Below are 15371 nucleotides of genomic sequence, written 5' to 3'. Positions count from 1 at the left end.
CCATGGACTTCAACGACACCGCACCGGAAGCGCAGTTCCGCGCCGACCTCAGGCAGTGGCTGTCCGACCACGCTGCCGATGCCGCGATCCCCGACGACCCGGCTGCGCGGGCTGACGCGCAAAACGCCTGGCACCAAACGCTTTATGAAGCCGGATACATCGGGCTGTCCTTCCCCGTCGAGTATGGGGGACATGGTAAGGCGCCGGTATACGAGGCGATCCTCAACGACGAGCTCGGTCGGGCCGGCGCCGCGCCCATCGAGGGGGTCGGTCACCTCAGCAACGCGTTGCGCCTGTTCGGGACCGACGAGCAGCGCGACACGCTGCTGCCCGGGCTGTTGTCCGGCCGCGTGCGCTGGTGCCAGGGGTTTTCCGAACCCGAGGCCGGGTCCGACCTCGCCGGTCTCAAGACCCGGGCCGATTTCATCGACACCGACGGGCGCGAGATGTTTCGCGTCAATGGCCGCAAAATCTGGACGAGCTTCGGGGCGGTCGCCGACTGGTGCTTCCTGCTGTGCCGCACCGAGCCGAACGCACCGAAGCACGCGGGCATCTCAGTGCTGCTGGTGCCCATGTCGACGCCCGGCATCGAGGTGCGTCCCATCGTGAACGCCGCGCGCAACCGCGAATTCACCGAGATCACTTTCGACGATGTGGACGTACCTGCGAGCAACCTGCTCGGCGGGCGGGGGGAGGGCTGGTCCATTGCCAACCAGCTGCTTGCCTACGAGCGCGGTCCCAGCGACATCAACTGGATAGGCCGGCTGAAAACGCAGTTACGGCGCCTCGAGGACGACGTTCGCGTCGGGTGGCTCGAAGACTCGCCGTCGGCCCGGGCCCGGCTCGGGCAGGCCTACGTGGAGCTGCGCGCGCTGCAGATCAAGGTTTTACGGTCGCTCACGGAGCGTCAAAACGGAAAGCTTCCCGGGCCCGAGGGTTCGGTGGACAAGCTGCTCATGACACGTGCCGACCAGTTCTTCGCCCGCACCATGATGGATCTGTCGGCCAGCGGCCCGCTGCTCACCGAAGGCCTGGAATGGGACATCTACGTGTGGTCGCGGGCCGCCGGCATCTATGGCGGAACGGCCCAGATCCAGCGCAACATCGTCGCCCAGCGGGTGCTGGGCTTGCCGCGGACCTGAGCGCGCCCACTCAGCCCTGCTGGTCCCCGGACAGGTGCTTATAGGCCTCTTGGAGCCCTTTGAGTCGTCGCATCTGGGTCTCGTCCTTGCCGTCCGACGCGTCGAGTTTGGCAGTGACCTCGGCGATTTCGGCGGCGAGGCGTTCGGCCGCCTCGCCTTTGGTGAGCAGGTCCTGGTCCGCCCAATCGTCGTGTGGGATGCGCGACGGCGGGGTTTCGGGTTCTGTCATGGTCCTCCTCGATGCGCCCTGATCGTTTGAGCTCCGGCCAGGATCGGGGCTATAGTCAACTAGTCACAATCTGTTCACTTGTACCGTATCGCACGACTTCGAGAGACGACGCCCACAATGCCGCTGCAACCTTCGATGAAACTCCTGTCCGTCGACGACCACCTGATCGAGCCACCGCAGGTCTGGGCGGACAGGCTGCCGAAGAAATTCCTGGACGACGGTCCCCGCATCGTCGATTTTCCGCGCGACGGTGCTCCGCCTGTGCAGCAGTGGGTTTACGAGGGCAGGCCGTATCCGAACATCGGACTGAATGCTGTCGCCGGTAAGTCACCGGAGGAGTTCGGCGTTGATCCGATCCGCTACGCCGACATGATTCCCGGGTGTTACGACCCGAAGGCCCGACTGGCGGACATGGACATCGACGGCGTGCACGCCATGCTGTGCTTTCCGTCCTTCCCGCGCTTCTGTGGCACCGTTTTCCTGGAAGGCGAGGACAAGGAACTCGCGCAGCTGTCCGTCCAGGCGTGGAACGACTTCTCACTCGACGAATGGTGCGCCACCGACCCGGCCCGGTTCATCCCGATGGCGATCACGCCGCTGTGGGACCAGGCGTTGATCGTCGCCGAGATCGAGCGGGTGGCGGCCAAAGGGGCGCGGGCGATCGGACTGCCGGATAACCCGACGAACCTGAAGCTGCCCAGCTACCACACCGCGTATTGGGAGCCGGTGTGGTCGGCGCTCGAAGAGACCAACCTGACCGCGGTGATGCATTTCGGCAGTGGCGGGTTCCCACCCCAGACCGCACCCGAGGCACCCTTCGCGGTGATGATCACCTTGATGGGCACCACGTCCATGGCCGCGGCGACCGAGCTCATCTTCTCGCCGGTGTTTCACAAGCACCCGAACCTCAAAGTCGCGTTCTCCGAGGGCGGCGTCGGCTGGATGCCGTACCTCGTCGAGCGCGCGGATTACGTCTGGCGCAAGCACAAGTTCTACCAGAACATCCACCCCACGGTGGCGCCGTCGGAGTTGTTCCGGCGCAACATCTCTGGATGCTTCATCGAGGACGAGGTGGGAATGTCGATGCGCCACCAGATTGGAATCGACAACATCACCTGGGAATGCGACTATCCGCACTCCGACTCGTTCTGGCCCAAAAGTCGGGCGCGCGCCGAGGAGATGCTCGCGGACGTGCCCGACGAGGAGGCCGCCAAGATCGTCGAACTCAACACGCGGCGCTGGTACGCCTTCCCCGAGGACGGCTTCAAATCCTGTACCGCGGATGCCGGGTGGCGCCCTAACGGCGGTAACGCGCCCGATTACGACTACGACGAGGTCATGGCCGACCACGGCGGCGTCGGCCTCGAGGCCTTCATGAACAAGATGGAGGAGCAGAAGGCCCGTAAGGTCTGAGCAGCTTCAGGCCCTGAACGTCAGTCGACCGGGACGGCGATTTCGGTCGAATCGGCCCGGCCGCGTAGCACTTTGGAGTCGACGACTCGCCACCGCCGTGACTCCTCCTGGCCGGCCATGACCAGTGCCGCGGCCGACGCGGCGACGCCGACCGAGAGCTTGGCGACCTCGGTGAGCCTTGCCGCCTCGTTGACCGGGTCGCCGATCACCGTGTATTCGTAACGGCCCGGGTGGCCGACGTTGCCGGCCACCGCCATGCCGGCCGACACTCCGATGCCGGCACTGATCGGTGCCCCTGGCGGATTCAGGAACCTGTTGAGTTCACGCGCCGTCGCCAGTGCATGCGAGGCCCTGTCATCGTCGTCGAGGGGAGCGCCGAAGACCGCCAGCGCCGCGTCCCCCTCGAACTTGTTGACAAAGCCTCGATTCGCTTCGACCGCGTTCACGACCATCGTGAAGAAGTCGTTGAGCGTCGCCAGCAACTCGGGTGGTTCCAGTGTGGTGGCCAGTCGTGTCGAGCCGACCAAATCCACGAACAGCACCGCCACGTCGCGGTTGACTCCGCCCATCTCAATCTGGTCACCGGCGGCGGCCAGTTGCTCGGCCAACCGAGCCACGTCCTTGCCGACGTGGCGGCCGAACAGGTCGCGGAGCCGTTCTCGTTCACGCAGTCCGGTCGCCATCGTGTTGAAGCCCGCCTGTAACAGGCCCAGCTCGGAGGCGTCGAAAACGGCTACGGACACGTCGAATTCGCCGCGCTGCACCCGTTGCATGCCGTCCCTGACCTCGTCGATGGGATCGGCGATGGATGACGCGTTGAATGCGGCGACCACCAGGCCACAGGCCATTGTGCAGCCCCCAAGGACGAGGACAACCAGCGCCAGCCGATGCGCCGAGTACTCGACGAAGAGGGCGCTTGCGGCGACGAGCATGACCATCAGCGCCGGAACGCCCGTTCCGATCACCCAGGCGCTCACCGCGCGCAGCCGCAGACCGGGCCCCCGCGGCCGTGTCGGCGGGTCTTCGGTGAGCAGCCTGGCCGCAACCGGCCGCAGCGCAATCCTGCACATCCAATAGGACAGTGCGGTTGTCACGATGGCTCCGAGCAGAATCGACACTCCGAGGGTTGCGGCCAGCCAGGGTGTATCGAAATTCGTGAGCACGAAAACGACGGCCGCCGCCGACCATACGGTTCCATGGATCACGGCCATCCTCATCGGGATGGCCAGGACGACGCGGCGCGCGGTGGCATCGCTTGCCCCCGCCGGCAGGCTCAACAAGATGTATCCACATAGTCCGGCTAGCGGCAGGGCAATGCCCGAATAGCAAAGCCCTGCGACGATATTGACCAACATCACGTGGTGTTCGCGGAGCGCCGCACCGGTCGGCAGAGCCCAGGCGGTCAGTGCTGCGATCAGGGCTGAGCCAATGGCAGTCGGGACGATCGCCGCCGATATCACCAGTGATTTGCCGGTGGGAGCGAACGGCGAACGCAGCCGGCGCCGGACCAGCTTCACGGCGACGCCTGCGCGGCGCCCACGTGTTCGCGCCAGTTCTCCACCATGACCAGTCGTCCCGACGAGGCGAGCGTCATGAACAACGTCTCGCCATCGCGGCTTAGTGCGACGTTGGTCGTCATCGGGTCGTCGGCGGAGATCGTGCCCAAGAGTTCGCCGGTCGGGGAGATGACGGTGAGACCGCCGGTCCCGAGTGTCGCGACCAGGATCCTGCCGGCCGCGTCCACGCAGAGGCCATCGGCGCCTCCGATATTCAGCGGACCACCGCTGGGCACCGTTGCCAGACCGCGCGCCCGGGACACCGCGCCGGGCCCGTCGAGCGTGAATTCCCAGATCCGGCGCGTGCGCGTCTCGGCCACGTAGAGCAACGTCCCATCCGGCGACAGGGCCACCCCGTTGGGCATCTCTAGTGGGTAGACGATCTCGCGCAGCATGCCGTCGACGGTGCCGTAGAGCAGCCCCGTCATGCTGCGATTGCGGTCGCGTGTGGCTCCGCCGTCGGTGACATAGAAGCCCCCGTCGCCGTCAACGCAGATGTCGCTGGGCCGCATCAGCGGCACCGTGCTGCCGGAGCGCGTGACGAATTCGGTGAACAGGGTGCTGACCTGACCACCGGCTTCGACCAGTTGCAGCGCGGGAAGGACGGGGTGGTCGGGCGGCCCCACCGGCCGGAAAAGTGTTGCGCAGCCGGCGAAGTCGTACGGCCACGGGCCGAGGCCGAAAGTAGAACCGCCGTTCTGGCAGACCACCAGCCGACCGTCCGGAAGCCGCGCCACCCCGTTGGGGCCGCCGCCGGTTTCGGCCACCGTCTCGGTGACGCCGTCCGGGCGGACGCGGGTGATCCTGCCGGCCGCCATCTCCGAGACCACGACGGAACCGTCGTCGTAGACGACCGGGCTTTCGGGGAAGGACAGCCCCTCGGCTAAGCGGCGGTGGGCGCTCACGGCCGCGTTTCCCCGTCGGCTTTGCTCTGCCACCAAGCCGTGAAGACCGGATCGGTCAGCGGCAGGTCACCGACGCCGGTCTGCTTTCGTGGCCAGGATGCGGCTTCTTGTGTCAGGGGCGACGACCGGCGGCTCACGCCGTAGAACAGGCGATGCCTCCGGTGCAGGAAAAGCCAACGCCCGCAGTGTCGTTCGTAGCGATCTTCGTACTTGATGAGCTGTTCGACAAACCCCTCGGCGTGGGTCTGCGCAAAGCACTGGGCCCAGACCTGCCCGTGAGCGCGGTCGTCGGCGTCCAGCTCGACGAGGTGGTTAGCGATAAGGATGACCGCGAACACGCTCGCGTCGATGCTGGCCGACATCAGCCGGTGGAGCGCCTCGCGACCTTCACCGTGCTCGCCGAACCGGGCGTGCGGGACGAACAATTCGGCCATCGCACCGACGTCCCGCGTCTCGATCGCGGCGGCGTAACGGTAGGGCAGTTGACGAATCTCTTCTTTCGCCAACAGGTCCCGGACTTCGGCGTCGTGCATCGGGACTAGGGCACCGGGGTCGGCGGGCCGAGTATGTAGCGCCCCGATTGCGGATCGTGATACCAGCCGCCGGCCGCCGATGTGCCGCCATCGACGTGCAGCGTCTGCCCGGTCACGTATGCGCTGAGGTCGCTCGCGAGGAATATTGCGGCGCCGGCCATTTCGTCGACGTGGCCGGCCCGACCCATCGGCACCATGAGTTTGGCGTTCTCCACGCCGTTCGGTGCCATCTTCTCCAGGCTTTCGGTGAGCGTGAAGTCGGGTGCGAGCCCATTGACGCGGATATTGTGGGGCGCCAGTTCCAGGGCCGCGGTCTTGGTGAAGTTGACCACGCCCGCTTTGGCCGCGGCGTAGGCGGCAAACCCGGGCGCGGCGCGTACCGCCTCGATGGTGCTGATGTTGATGACGCTGCCGCCTCGTCCCGCCTCGACCAAGGCCCGCGCTACGCGCTGCGTACAGAGCAGGACCTGGGTCAGATTGATCCGGATCAGGGCATCCCAGCCGTTGGGGGAGGTGTCCAGCAGGCCGGACCAGAAGACCCCGCCGGCATTGTTGACGAGGATGGTCGGAACCCCCAGCGCGTCGACGGTGGTGGTGAGTGCCGCATCGACCTGCTCCGCGTCGCGTACGTCGGCGACGCACGCGAGGCCGCCGATGCGCGCGGCCACCGCCGCCGCACTCTGCTGGTCCCTTTCCCAGATCGCCACTCGCGCGCCGAATTCGGTGAAGGCCGCGGCGATGGCGCTTCCGATCCCGCCGCCCCCGCCAGTGACGACGGCGACCCGGCCGTCCAGCGATGCGGCGTTCCGATGCAGCGTCATTCAGCGTCCACGAAAGTCCGGGTCGCGTCGCTCGGTGAAGGCCGCCATGCCCTCCGCGACGTCGTCGGTCGCCGCGACCTGCTCCACCAACAGCGCCTCGGTGCGGAAAGCGGCATCGCGGTCGACGTCGAATGCCTGATTCAGCATCGCCTTGGCCGCCGCCAGCGCCCGGGTCGGCCCGCGGGCGAGCCGTTGGGCCCACGCGGCCGTCTCGGCCTCCAGGTCGTCGGCGGCGACGACCTTGTTGATCAAACCGAGGCGCTCGGCCTCCGCTGCGGACAGCTCCTCGCCGAAGAACAGCAGCTGCTTTGCGACGTTGAACGGGACCTTGCGCGCCAGCAGATAGGCGGCCCCCCCGTCCGGCGCGAGCCCGCGCCGCGCGAAAAGCTCGATGATGCGGGCACTTTCGGAGGCCACGATGAGGTCGCAGGCCAGCACCATGCTGGCGCCCACCCCGGCGGCGGTCCCGTTGAGCGCACACAACACCGGCTTTTCGCAGTCCAGCAACGCCGACACCACCGCCTGGGACCCGGTGCGCAGGATGCGGGCGGCGTCGCCCGCGACCCGGTCTTTCTTGGGCTGCATTCCGGGATCCCGAAGATTCGGCCCCGTACAGAAATGCTTGTCACCGCGGCCGGTGAGCACCACCGCCCTGACGCCCGCGTCGTGGGACGCGGAGCGCAGGTTTTCGATGAGGGCCTGCTGCACCGCCCGCGTCACCGAATTGCCGGCCTCGGGGCGGTCCAATACCAACCAGAGCACCGCACCTTCGGTGCGGACGGTAAGGCCGGGGGTCACAGCCGCATCGGGACGCTGGCGGGGCCGCGCACGGAATTGGTGTGCACGTACGTCACCGCGTGACGGTCGACGTCCCAGGTCGGGAAACGCTTCAGCGTCTCCTCGAGCGCTACCCGGGCCTCGAGGCGGGCCAGCGCCGCGCCCAGGCAGAAGTGTGAACCATGGCCGAAGCTGATGTGCCGGATCCCCGTGCGCTCGACCTCGAGCACGTCGGGATTCTCGTATTGGCGTTCGTCGCGGCCCGCCGACCCGGTCAGCAGGGCAACGCGCGAGCCCGCCGGGATGAGCGTGCCGTGGTAGGTGACGTCGCGTTTCGTGTAGCGGCCCTGTACCGGCGACGGGGCGTCGTAGCGCAGCAGTTCCTCGACGGCGTTGCCGATCAGGTCGGGGCGGTCGACCAGCTTGGCCCGCTGGTCGGGGTATCGCGCCAGTGTCAGCGCGGCCCACCCCAGCAGGCGGGCAACGGTCTCGTTGCCGGCGACGTTGATCATCGCGATGAACATCAACACTTCGCCATCGTCCAGGCGACGGGTCTCGCGGCCCGCCTGGACCAGGTCGGAGCTCATCAGGTTGCCGACGATGTCGTCGGTCGGTGCGGTCCGCCGTCGCTGAATCTGATCGGCGTAGTAGCCCAGCAGCTTCGCGTTGGCCTGCTGACCCTCCTCATTCAGCTCTGTCGTGCCCTCGTCGCGATGCAGCTGGGCATCCGACCACTCACGCAGGTTGTCGTGGTCTTCCTCGGGGAAACCCAGCAGCGAGCTGATCACCATCACCGGGAGCTTCATCGAGAAGTCGCGCACGTAATCGAAGCCGTCGGTGCCGACGAACGCATCCAGGTAGGCGCAGCACAGTGAGCGTACCCGGTCCTCGAGCTGGGCGATCTGGGTGCGGAAGAAGGTGCGATTGACCATCTTTCGCAGTGCGGTGTGGTCGGGCGGATCCATCATGATCATCGCCCGGGGCGGCGGCCAGGGCTCGTCGGTGATCGCGTCGAGGGTGATCCCGTGCGACGAGGAAAACGTCTCGGTATCAAGCGACGCTTCCATCACGTCAGCGAACCGGCTCAAAGCGTAGAAGCCGTACTGGTCGTTGTAGTAAGTTGGCGCTTCGTCGCGCAGCCGTTTCCAGACGCCGTACGGATTCTGGTGCAACGCGTGGTCGAACGGATCCCAACGTAACTCCATCGTTGTCATCGGCACCGTCCCTTCCCGGAGAACACTAATACATTATCTGTATAGTTGCACCATGCTGACGGCGTGGTGATCGTCTGCCCGGTGTTGAGGAGGACGAACGATGGAAACGCGGGAACTCGAGCACGTGATCTACCAGAAGGACGGCCCGATCGCGCGGATCATCCTCAACAACCCGGACGCCGCCAATGCCCAGAGCTCGGAAATGGTCCACAGCGTCAACCAGTCGCTTGACGACGCGCAGTACGACTATGACATCAAGGTCGTCATCATCAAGGCCAACGGCAAGGGGTTCTGCTCCGGTCACATCCCCACCGGCGCGTATCCGGAGTTCATGGCCGAACTGCAAGCGTCCGGAAAGGTGTGGCGCTCCGCCGCGCAGTTGTTCCTGTGGCCGGTGCTGAAGTTGTGGGAATTCCCGAAGCCGGTGATCGCCCAGGTGCACGGGTACGCGATCGGCGGGGGCACGACCTGGGCGCTGATCCCCGAGATCACTGTCTGCTCCGAGGACGCGTGGTTTCAGATGCCTCTTGTGCCGGGGTTCGGTCTGCCGGGCGCCGAGACCATGTTCGAGCCGTGGATTTTCATGAACTACAAGCGGGCCGCCGAATACCTTTACACCGCGCAGCGATTGAGCGCGGCGGAAGCGCTCGAGTTCGGTCTCGTAAACCGGGTGGTCCCGGCCGATGAGCTCGAGGCCACCGTCGAGGAACTGGCCGCACAGATCGCGAAGGCGCCGCTGATCACGTTGCAGGCCGTCAAGTCCGGCGTCATCCGCGCGTGGGAGACCATGGGGTTCCGCACCCACCAACAGGCCACCAACGACCTGCAGGCGATGGTGACCGGCAGCAAGGAGTTCCAGGAGTTCATGGCGGAGCTGATGAAGAAGGGCTCCAAACCGACCGAGCGCATCTAGCCATGCCGTTAAAGCCGATCATTCGCTTCGGCGGTGATGAGAGCACCGAGTCACTGCGGGCCTCCGTCCGCCGGTGGTTGGCAGCCAACCTCCCGGACGAATTCCGCCGCACCGCCGCGAATCCCGACTACCTGCCGCGCGATGCCCACGAGCGTGCGGTCGCGTTCTGCAAGTCGCTGCACGAGCAGGGATGGTTCGTGCCGCACTGGCCCGCCGAGTACGAGGGAGGCGGAAGCGGGATCGTCGAACAGGTGGTCATCCGCGAGGAACTCGCTTATGCGGGCGCACCGCTGGTGAACACCAATGGAGTCAACATGCTGGCACCGGTGCTGTTCAAATACGGCACGCCCGAACAGAAGGCCGAGCACCTGCCGGCCATCGCTCGATCGGAACGCATGTGGGCACAAGGCTATTCGGAACCTGAGGCCGGCTCGGACCTGGCGTCGCTGCGAATGACGGCTCGGCGAGACGGCGACGAGTACGTCCTCGACGGACAGAAGACGTGGACCAGCAACGGCGTGCTCGCCGATTGGATCTTCGTCCTGGCCCGCACCTCGCCGGTGTCCGACAAGCGCCAGGCCGGCATCTCGTTCTTCCTCGTGGACCTGGAAAGTCCGGGCATCACGCGCCGGCCCATCCGATCCATGACAGGCTATCCGACCTTCGCCGAGGAATTCTTCGACGGTGTGCGCGTGCCCGCCACAAATCTTGTCGGGGCCGAGGGGGAGGGCTGGACGGTCGGGAAAGCGCTGCTCGACGCCGAGCGGTCGAACATCACCAGGGCGGCCCAGGCGCAGCGTTATCTCGACGAGCTGATCGACTGGTGCCATGCGCGGAAGGGCTCAACGCACGATCCCCTGTCCGATCCGGCCAACCGTATCGCGTTGGCCCGAGCCGTCGAACGCGTGGAGGTGGGCCGCGCCCTGTCGTATCGGGTTGCGCACCAACAGGCTGCCGGCGCGCTGGATCCCGCGCTGCCGTCGTTGTCGAAGCTGTATCACTCCGAACTGACCGCCGAGCTACGCGGACTCGGGGCCCAAATCCTGGGTCCGGCAGGCGAACTCATGCCCGATGACCCTGACGCCGTACTCGACGGGCACTTCTCCGAAGGCCTCTTGCTGTCCCTGCTTCACAGGATTGGCGGTGGCACCAGCGAGATCCAGCGCGACTTGATCTCGACTGTCGGTTTGGGCATGCCGCGCTGACGTCAGGAGTAGGCGGCTCGTCCTTCGGCGGCCGCCGAACGTTGTTGCGCCACGGTCGCCATCGCCAGCTCGAGCGGATGAAACGCGGCGAGCTGAGCCGCCTCGGCCGAATTGATCAGCCGCTTGGTCATTTCGATCGCGCCCGCGTCGGCCTGAGAAAGTTCGTCAGCGATCGACAGCGCGCGGCTGACGGCGGATCCGGGTTCAACGATCTCGGTCACCAGCCCAAGCTGTTCGGCCTGGGTGGCCGGCAGTCGTGTTCCCCGTAGCAGTAACGAAGCGGCGCGGTTGCGGCCCAGCTGCTGGGTTAAGCGCCAGGCCAATCCGCCGTCGGGCACCACCGCTCGCGCGACGAACGGGGCGGCAAAAAATGCATCGGAAGCACATACGACTAGGTCGCAAGACAGCGCCAGGCTCCAGCCGAGGCCAACGGCGGCGCCCTCGACTGCTGCGATGGTCGGTACGGGAACCGCCTTGAGTTGCTCCATTACCCGTTGGGCGTGTTCGACGCGGGCCGCCGGCCCCAGCGGACCGCTGCCGCGTGCCGGCCCGGTCTTCAAATCTCCTCCGGCGCTGAAAAAGTCGCCCGCGCCGGCCAGGACTACGCCGCGATCGCCATACGCGACAACCCCGCCGAGCGCGATCGACAGCTCGGTCCAGGATTCGTAACACAGGGCGTTGCGTTGGTGTGGCCGGTTAAGGAAAAGGACGGCGATGCCGTCTTGTTCTTCGCGGCGAATCAGCGGATCGCTCACAGTCACCCTCGGCCGAGAAACTTGTCGATGGCGGCGCGATGCTCGGGGGTGGTGAAACACTCAGTCTCTGCGGAGATCCCGTATTCGAGGATGCCGGTGATCGCCCGCTGGGCGTGCAGGTTCAACGTCCGCTTCGTGTCCTGCACGGCCCGTGGTGGCAACGCGGCCAGCCGGTGTGCAATCGACAGCCCCTCCTGCTTGATCTCCGCGTGCGGCACGACTCGGTTGGCCAAGCCCAACTCGACCGCCTTGTCGGCCTTGATGCGTTCGCCGAGCATCAGGTACTCCTTGGCCTTCAACAGGCTCATCAGCAACGGCCACAGCACCGACCCGCCATCGCCGGCCACCAGCCCGCTCGCGACATGGGTGTCGGCGAAGAACGCCCGGTCGGACATCAGGACGATGTCGCACAACACCGCGATGCTGCACCCGAAACCGACCGCGGGCCCGTTGACGGCGGCGACCACGGGCAGCGGGAAGTCGATCATGTCGCGCACGATGCGCCGGGCGTCCCGCATCCCGGCGCGGCGTGTCACCGGGTTGTTCACGTGAGTTTCCAACCACTCCACCAGGTTTCCACCGGCGGAGAAGTAGTCGCCCGTTCCGGTGATGAGCACCGCGCGCGCTTCGGGATCCTCAGCGAGATCCGCCCATAGTCTGGTGAATGCGGTGTGCATTCTATTGTTGACCGCGTTGGCGTCGTCAGGGTTGTTCAGCGTCACGATCCGGACGGGACCGTCGGCGGCCACGAGGATCTCCTCGCACCCGGTCAACTCCGACGTGCCCTGCGGTAGCTCGGTCATGGGCGGTCAGCCATCCTCGCGCGGCGCCAGCCACGCCGATCGTCTGGTCTGAACGAACGCGTCGCGGTCATGGCTGACCGCCCAATCCGGCGATCGCTTCTGCAGGAACGCCGTAAAGGCCTCGATTTGTTCGGCGGTTCCGATCGACGACCAGTAACCGGTCACGTCGACGGGCGGCAGCGCGCGTGCCATCTCGCGTTTGACGGCCGCGCGGGCGACGGGGCCAGTCTTTCGGACTCGCTCGAGCAACGCATCGACCTGAGACCCCAGGCTGTCGTGCGCCACGACATTGCCGACCAGCCCGAGACGCTCGGCCTCGGCCGCATCGATCCAATCATTGCCGTAGATCAGGTGATTGGCCCTCAGCGTGCCCAGTCGTTGCGGCAGGCGGGCGGCGACGAACGCCTCGTACACGCCGCGGGTCAGGTCGGGGACCCGGAACCGGGCACGGTCGGACGCGACGACGAGGTCGGCAAACAACGTCATCACCAAGCCGCCACCCATGGCGATGCCGTTGACGGCGCAGACGACGAGTTTCGGTATCTTACCGAGCGTTTCGAATGGCGTGCCGTCGTAGGACTCGGTGAACGCATCCCAGGTGCGATCCGGATTCTCCACGGCGTTCATATCGCCGCCCGCGCAGAAGACATCGCCGGTCCCGGTGATCACCAGGAAGTTCAGGTCCGGTTCGTCGGCGACGATCATCGCGGCCCGTTTGATCCCGTGATAGCCGTCGGCGGTGACGGCGTTCTTCTTCTCCGGCCGGTTGATGGTGACGGTCAGGGTGTCGCCGTCGATGCGCCCGTCGAGCTCGGCGGCACCGAGGTCGACGTCGACGGAAGCCGGTAGCGCGCTCACCGCGCCTCGATCACGGCGAGCAGTTCGCCGACGTCGTAGGTCGTCCCGGCGCTGACCTTCCAGGTGACGATGCCACTGGCCGGCGCTTCGATGTCCATCTCGACCTTGTCGGTGGCGATCTGGTAGAGGGGATCCCCCTCGGAGACGTGGGCGCCGTCCGCGACGTAGATCTCGGTGACCTCCGCTTCGGTGATCGCGTCGCCCGGTTTCGGCATCCGCACCTCCGTCACACGATCCTCCTGATGGCTTCGACGAGGCGTGCGGCGTCGGGGCGGCAGGCGGCTTCCAGCGTCGCCGCCCGCGGCACGGGCGTGTACGTTCCGGCCACGCGCTGAATGGGGCTAGCCAGCACGCCGAAAAGCTCCGTCCCGACGGCCGCCGCGATTTCGGCTCCCGGCCCGCAGAACCCGACGGACTCGTGGGCGACGACCAGGCGACGGGTTTTGCGGACGGATTCGAGGACGGTGGCCAGATCCAACGGCACCAGGGTGCGCAGGTCGACCACCTCGACCGAAACCCCTTCGGCGGCAAGCTGTTCGGCGGCTGCGAGCGCGGCGTGCACCAGGCTGCCGTAGGTGCAGATCGTTACGTCGGTGCCGGCGCGTTTGACGTCGGCCTGCCCGAGCGGGATCACGTAGTCGGCCGTCGGCACGGGTCCCTTGCCGCCGCCGTAGTAGAGCTTCATCGACTCGATTAATAAACAGGGATCGTCTTCTCCGAGGCAGGCGTTGAGCAGCCCGACCGCGTCGGCGGCGGTGCTGGGCCAGACGACCTTGATGCCGGGTGTGTGCATCGCCCACGCCTCGAACGCTTGCGAGTGCTGCGGGCCGGCCGCTGTCCCCATCATGGCGCGGATGACCATCGGTGCGCCCTGCCGGCCGCCGGACATGTACCGGATCTTGGCGGCGTGGTTGGCAATCTGATCCATGGCCACGCCGAGGAAGTCCACGAACATGAGCTCCGCCACCGGCCGCAGCCCGCCCAGGGCCGCACCCACCGCGGCGCCGATGATCGAGGACTCCGCGATCGGGGTGTCACGCACCCGGTCGGCGCCGTACTTGGTGGACAGCCCGGCGGTGATCTTGAACATGCCGCCCGACGGGTCGGCGATGTCCTCGCCGAGCAGCACGATCGAATCGTCGGCCGCCATCGCGCGGTCCAGCGTGCGGTGAATCGCCTGCACGAGGCCGAGGGTCTCGGTGTCACCCTCGGGAATAGCGGCCCGCTCTGTCACCGGTGGCGCGAGCTCGATGCCGTGCCCGGCGAAGACGTCGCGGGTCAATTCATCGGCATCGGGGGGGTCGGCGTCGCGGGCGGCGGCGAAGGCCGCGTCAATCTCTGCGATCAGATCCGCGTCGATGCGGTCCAGGTCGGCTTCTTGGGCCAGACCCTCTTCGATGAGCCGCCGCCGATACCTCGCGAAGGGCGGGTCGGCGCGCTTTGCGGCCAGTTCGTCGGGGTCGGCGTAGACCATCTGGTCGCCGAAGTAGTGCCCCTGGAGCCGGTAGGCGACGGCTTCGACGAACGACGGGCCAGCCCCGGACCGTGCGCGCTCGGCGGCGTCGGCCACGGCCCGGTAAACCGCGTGCGGGTCCGTGCCGTCGACCGTGACGCCGGGCATCGCGTAGCCTGCGGCCCGGTCGGACAGCCGCGCCGAGCGGGTGTAACCCGCCACCGGCGTGCATTCGGCCCACGCGTTGTTCTGGCAGAAGAACACGACCGGAAGCGCCCACAGGGCCGCCATGTTCATGGCCTCGTGGACGTAGCCGATGCTGGTCGCCCCGTCGCCGAAGCTCACCAATACGACGCGATCACTGCCCTTGATGGACTCCGCCAGTGCAATCCCGTTCGCGATCAGGGGGCCCGCGCCGACGATGCCGGTGGTCCACGCGATGCCGTGCTCGGGGTCATAGATGCCCATGGCGCCGGCCTTGCCCTTCGACAGGCCGGTGCCACGGCCCAAAATCTCGGCGAAGTACCCGGGCAGGTCGATGCCCTTGGCCACCACGTCGCCGAGTCCGCGATAGGTGGTGACGAGTTGGTCGGTGCTCGACAGCGCCAGCGCGGCCCCGGCGGACATCGCTTCCTGGCCGTCGACCGGCCAGTAGCTCATCGCGATCTCACCGGAAGACAGGCCTTTTCGCACGCGCTGGTCGCTGTGGCGCACCTTGCTCATGAGGCGGTACAACTCGACGGCCCGTTCGCTGCTCAAAGCCCGGGTTCGGCTGTCTACCTGCGTGGCCATCA

Annotated in this window: 16 protein-coding genes; 4 read left to right on the top strand and 12 right to left on the bottom strand. The window is 66.7% G+C overall.

Annotation, left to right across the window (positions count from 1 at the left end; translation table 11 throughout):
• Window positions 1–2: 2 nt before the first annotated feature.
• Window positions 3–1142, top strand: coding sequence for an acyl-CoA dehydrogenase family protein (locus tag A5680_RS03625; protein WP_067816262.1), 1140 nt, complete (start codon window positions 3–5; stop codon window positions 1140–1142).
• Window positions 1143–1152: 10 nt separating this feature from the next.
• On the opposite strand, the gene A5680_RS03620 is transcribed toward A5680_RS03625, so the two are convergent.
• Window positions 1153–1371, bottom strand: coding sequence for a hypothetical protein (locus A5680_RS03620; protein WP_067816259.1), 219 nt, complete (start codon window positions 1369–1371; stop codon window positions 1153–1155).
• A gap of 117 nt (window positions 1372–1488) precedes the next feature.
• Here A5680_RS03620 and A5680_RS03615 point away from each other — a divergent pair, with 117 nt between their 5' ends.
• Window positions 1489–2784, top strand: coding sequence for an amidohydrolase family protein (locus A5680_RS03615; RefSeq protein ID WP_067816256.1), 1296 nt, complete (start codon window positions 1489–1491; stop codon window positions 2782–2784).
• Window positions 2785–2804: 20 nt separating this feature from the next.
• Here the strand turns inward: A5680_RS03615 and A5680_RS03610 are convergent, their stop codons facing one another.
• From A5680_RS03610 to A5680_RS03585, 6 genes are all read right to left on the bottom strand, one after another.
• The gene (locus A5680_RS03610; RefSeq protein WP_231977553.1) at window positions 2805–4064 is read right to left on the bottom strand and encodes an adenylate/guanylate cyclase domain-containing protein; all 1260 of its coding nucleotides are present in this window, start codon (window positions 4062–4064) and stop codon (window positions 2805–2807) included.
• A gap of 233 nt (window positions 4065–4297) precedes the next feature.
• Window positions 4298–5245: an SMP-30/gluconolactonase/LRE family protein gene (locus A5680_RS03605; protein WP_067816253.1), complete on the bottom strand. Its 948-nt coding sequence runs from the start codon at window positions 5243–5245 to the stop codon at window positions 4298–4300.
• Complete coding sequence (locus A5680_RS03600; RefSeq protein ID WP_067816250.1) at window positions 5242–5778, bottom strand: nuclear transport factor 2 family protein; 537 nt, start codon at window positions 5776–5778, stop codon at window positions 5242–5244. The genes A5680_RS03605 and A5680_RS03600 overlap by 4 nt, the downstream gene beginning before the upstream one ends.
• Before the next feature lie 5 nt (window positions 5779–5783).
• Entirely contained in the window at window positions 5784–6599 is an 816-nt protein-coding gene (locus tag A5680_RS03595; RefSeq protein ID WP_067816247.1) for an SDR family NAD(P)-dependent oxidoreductase, read from the bottom strand.
• A complete protein-coding gene (locus A5680_RS03590; protein ID WP_067816243.1) occupies window positions 6600–7397 on the bottom strand; it encodes an enoyl-CoA hydratase/isomerase family protein in 798 nt (265 codons plus the stop codon). It abuts the gene before it with no gap.
• A complete protein-coding gene (locus A5680_RS03585) occupies window positions 7394–8590 on the bottom strand; it encodes a cytochrome P450 (protein WP_067816241.1) in 1197 nt (398 codons plus the stop codon). Before A5680_RS03585 ends, A5680_RS03590 begins: the two co-directional genes overlap by 4 nt.
• 100 nt (window positions 8591–8690) lie before the next feature.
• Here A5680_RS03585 and A5680_RS03580 point away from each other — a divergent pair, with 100 nt between their 5' ends.
• Together A5680_RS03580 and A5680_RS03575 are read left to right on the top strand one after the other, a co-directional pair.
• Window positions 8691–9503: an enoyl-CoA hydratase/isomerase family protein gene (locus A5680_RS03580; protein ID WP_067816238.1), complete on the top strand. Its 813-nt coding sequence runs from the start codon at window positions 8691–8693 to the stop codon at window positions 9501–9503.
• A 2-nt stretch (window positions 9504–9505) separates the two neighbouring features.
• The gene (locus tag A5680_RS03575; protein ID WP_067816235.1) at window positions 9506–10708 is read left to right on the top strand and encodes an acyl-CoA dehydrogenase family protein; all 1203 of its coding nucleotides are present in this window, start codon (window positions 9506–9508) and stop codon (window positions 10706–10708) included.
• Between the two features lie 2 nt (window positions 10709–10710).
• Here A5680_RS03575 and A5680_RS03570 read toward each other — a convergent pair whose 3' ends face one another.
• Genes A5680_RS03570 through A5680_RS03550 form a run of 5 tightly spaced genes read right to left on the bottom strand, consistent with a single transcriptional unit; the run spans window position 10711 to window position 15369 of the window.
• The gene (locus A5680_RS03570; RefSeq protein ID WP_231965167.1) at window positions 10711–11463 is read right to left on the bottom strand and encodes an enoyl-CoA hydratase/isomerase family protein; all 753 of its coding nucleotides are present in this window, start codon (window positions 11461–11463) and stop codon (window positions 10711–10713) included.
• A 2-nt stretch (window positions 11464–11465) separates the two neighbouring features.
• Window positions 11466–12266: an enoyl-CoA hydratase/isomerase family protein gene (locus tag A5680_RS03565; protein ID WP_082956177.1), complete on the bottom strand. Its 801-nt coding sequence runs from the start codon at window positions 12264–12266 to the stop codon at window positions 11466–11468.
• Window positions 12267–12272: 6 nt separating this feature from the next.
• A complete protein-coding gene (locus tag A5680_RS03560) occupies window positions 12273–13124 on the bottom strand; it encodes an enoyl-CoA hydratase/isomerase family protein (protein WP_067816229.1) in 852 nt (283 codons plus the stop codon).
• Window positions 13121–13339, bottom strand: coding sequence for a lipoyl domain-containing protein (locus A5680_RS03555; RefSeq protein WP_067816427.1), 219 nt, complete (start codon window positions 13337–13339; stop codon window positions 13121–13123). Before A5680_RS03555 ends, A5680_RS03560 begins: the two co-directional genes overlap by 4 nt.
• 11 nt (window positions 13340–13350) lie before the next feature.
• Window positions 13351–15369, bottom strand: coding sequence for a thiamine pyrophosphate-dependent enzyme (locus A5680_RS03550; protein WP_067816424.1), 2019 nt, complete (start codon window positions 15367–15369; stop codon window positions 13351–13353).
• Window positions 15370–15371: the final 2 nt, after the last annotated feature.

The sequence above is a fragment of the Mycobacterium sp. E2989 genome, assembly GCF_001667595.1.
GTDB lineage: Bacteria > Actinomycetota > Actinomycetes > Mycobacteriales > Mycobacteriaceae > Mycobacterium.
The sequence above is the reverse complement of the archived record's forward strand: the minus strand, read 5'-3'. Positions and strand labels throughout refer to the sequence as shown.